This window comes from Sporolactobacillus inulinus (assembly GCF_006539285.1).
In the GTDB taxonomy this organism is placed as follows: domain Bacteria; phylum Bacillota; class Bacilli; order Bacillales; family Sporolactobacillaceae; genus Sporolactobacillus; species Sporolactobacillus inulinus.
This window is the reverse complement of sequence record NZ_BJMS01000173.1, coordinates 1-2,932: the sequence shown is the minus strand read 5'-3', so window position 1 is coordinate 2,932 and position 2,932 is coordinate 1. Positions and strand designations below refer to the sequence as shown.

Genomic DNA, 2,932 nt, shown 5'->3' with positions numbered 1-2,932 from the left:
TTGTCAAGGGAATGATAAACGATCGATCAAATCTGAAAAGCAGGATCAAAGCAAAGCTTCGACGAGCGGTGCTGAGGTTGGGGCATTCTGCCGGCGCTCGCCACAAAACTTAACCAAATTCATGATTTTCCTTAATATCCCCTTTACGTGCAGCATGCATAATAAGAAGCAATGCATGAAATCTACTTTTCGAGGATATGCTAATCATAGAGGAAAAATGTGGAGGGGACTCAGATGAAAATCGCGGTCATTGGCACAGGTTATGTTGGCTTAGTGACGGGAGTTGCGCTCGCAGAAATCGGGCATACCGTTACATGTATCGATGTGGATCCGAAGAAGGTCGAGTCGCTGAATCAAGGGGTGCCGACGATCTATGAGCCGGGCCTTGGCGAGATGATGCTGAGAAACCAGAAACAGAACCGTTTGTTTTTTACCGATCAGCACAAGCTGGGTTTAGCGAATGCTGCTGTTGTTTATCTCGCGGTTGGCACGCCGCAAAATGCGGACGGATCGGCAAACTTAAGCTATGTCGAACGAGCGGCTGCCGAAGTTGCCGAGCAGATTGATCATCCGGTAGTGGTTGTGATCAAGAGCACGGTTCCGGTCGGCACCAATCTGCGTATCAAGCGTCTCATGATGCGGCGTATTCGTCCCGGGGTGTTTATCCGGATCGCGTCAAACCCTGAATTTCTTAGAGAGGGTTCGGCGATCCATGATACGTTCCACGGAGACCGGATCATCATCGGCACCGAAGATGAGGAAACGGCGAGTCTACTCGCAGAAATCAATAAACCGTTTGGCCTTCCAATCGTGAAAACCGATCTGTTCAGCAGCGAAATGATTAAGTATGCATCGAATGCATTTCTCGCGACGAAAATCAGTTTTATCAATGAGATTGCCAATCTTTGTGAAAAGCTTGGCGCAAATGTCGAAGAGGTAGCCAAGGGAATGGGGATGGACCATCGGATTGGCGACGCGTTCTTGCGTGCCGGCATCGGTTACGGTGGTTCTTGTTTCCCGAAGGATACCAACGCGCTGGTACAGCTGGCCGGCAACCATCATCATGCGTTTCATTTACTTAAATCGGTGATTGAAGTGAATAATCAGCAACATCGCTTGCTCATCGATAAAATACTCGAACGATTCGGGTCGATCAATGGAAAAAAGGTGGCGGTGCTTGGGCTCGCCTTCAAACCGAATACAGACGATCTGCGCGAATCGCCGGCGCTTGTGATGATTCCGCAGTTGGCAGCACTTGGTGCGGATGTGATCGGTTATGATCCGATTGCCGCAGAGCAGGGGGCAAAATGGATCAGTGCTCCGGCACGTTATACAAATCATGTTGCCGAAGCGTTGGACGGTGCAGATTTTGCGGTAATCATTACCGATTGGCCGGACATCAAACGAATGGATCCGGAAACGTATGTGCGTCTGATGGATCAGCCAATCGTCTTCGACGGACGTAACTGCTACAGCATCGCGGCTGCTCAGGCAGCGAATCTAGAATATTACTCGATCGGTCGCCCGAATGTTGTTCCGGAAGTCAGCAAGTAAACGCAATATGTCTGAAGTTGGTGAGTCGTGAATGAAGATTTTGTTTTTCGTCGGCGAATTTCCGAAACTCTCGCAAACCTTTATTTTGAATCAGATCACCGGCTTGATTGACGCCGGTCATGAAGTGACGATTCTGGCAAAGAAGAGCGGCGGTGCCAAAGTGCATCCGGATGTTCTGTATTATGATTTGCTCGATCATGTCGTCTATTATGGCGATTCAGCGCAGTCAAATTCGCGCATCCGAAAAGGGTGCGGCTTTGTCCGCGCTATTTGTGTCCACGGCATTTCGCGCGTCTTCAATAAAAAGTATCAAGGTAAAGCGCCGCTTCGTGAATTACTAGCCATGCCGAACTTGGTGCTGCTGATCCGCAAACTCAACCAAGTGGATCTTACCGACCATTCGGTCATCATGGCACACTTCGGTCCAAACGGTTTGCTCGCACAGAAATGCATCGAAATGGGGCTGCTGCGTGGAAAACTATTCACTGCTTTTCATGGGTACGATATGTTGCGTTTTGTAAAGCAAAAGGGCAGCGCTGCTTATAACGATTTGTTTCGATCGCCATCAGTGATTCTGCCGATCAGCGAACATTGGCGCCGGCGCTGCATCGCACTTGGCGCAGATCCAACCAAAACCGTTGTGCATCACATGGGCATTGATCTGCTCCGCTTCGATTGTCATCCCTCACAACCGGCCGCGCAGTTGTTCTTTGTATCGGCAGCACGATTGGTTGAAAAAAAAGGTTTGTACTACGCGATTGAAGCGGTGGCTCAATTGGTGAAAAAGGGGTATTCCGTTCGTTATGCGATTGCCGGAGACGGTCCGTTAAAGGACAAGCTACAGGAGCAGATTGAACGGTGCAAAATGACGCGGCATATCCAGCTTGTCGGTTGGAAAACGCAGGATGAATGGATCAAATTAATGAAGGATGCGCAGATTGTCCTTGCGCCGAGTGTAACGGCAAGCGATGGTGATATGGAAGGCATTCCGGTTCAGCTGATGGAAGCGATGGCGATGGAGAAACTTGTGGTTGCTACCATGCACTCGGGGATTCCCGAACTGATTCAAGATGGAGAAAACGGCTATCTTGTACCGGAGCGGGATGCGGCATCGCTTGCGCAAGCCTTAGAGAAGGCGATCAAGACGCCGGAAAAATGGAAGCGAATCACGCAAAACGCGCGCCGGACGATTAAAGAATCGTTTAATATCCAAAAGTTAAATGCAGAGCTGCTTCAGCTTTTTATAGGTAAAGAAAATTAATCCTTTTGCCCTGTCTTCGAACCAATAGCCCGGTGTCTTGGCCAAGCATCAAAAGCGTAGAGCTCTGGCGCCTGCGGAGCGGCTCTGTTGATTGCAGGCCAAAGGAGACCCCGCAGA

At 49.7% G+C, this 2,932-nt stretch carries 2 protein-coding genes; both read left to right on the top strand.

Annotation, left to right across the window (positions count from 1 at the left end; all coding sequences use genetic code 11):
• Nucleotides 1-234 precede the first annotated feature (234 nt).
• Entirely contained in the window at nucleotides 235-1,554 is a 1,320-nt protein-coding gene (locus tag SIN01_RS14395) for a UDP-glucose dehydrogenase family protein (protein WP_141306163.1), read from the top strand.
• Between the two features lie 31 nt (nucleotides 1,555-1,585).
• A complete protein-coding gene (locus SIN01_RS14390) occupies nucleotides 1,586-2,815 on the top strand; it encodes a glycosyltransferase (RefSeq protein WP_141306162.1) in 1,230 nt (409 codons plus the stop codon).
• Nucleotides 2,816-2,932: the final 117 nt, after the last annotated feature.

Bases quoted from the DNA above. Each gene is read 5' to 3' on its own strand.
- SIN01_RS14390 (WP_141306162.1), top strand. From the start codon at position 1,586: ATGAAGATTTTGTTTTTCGTCGGCGAATTTCCGAAACTCTCGCAAACC.
- SIN01_RS14395 (WP_141306163.1), top strand. From the start codon at position 235: ATGAAAATCGCGGTCATTGGCACAGGTTATGTTGGCTTAGTGACGGGA.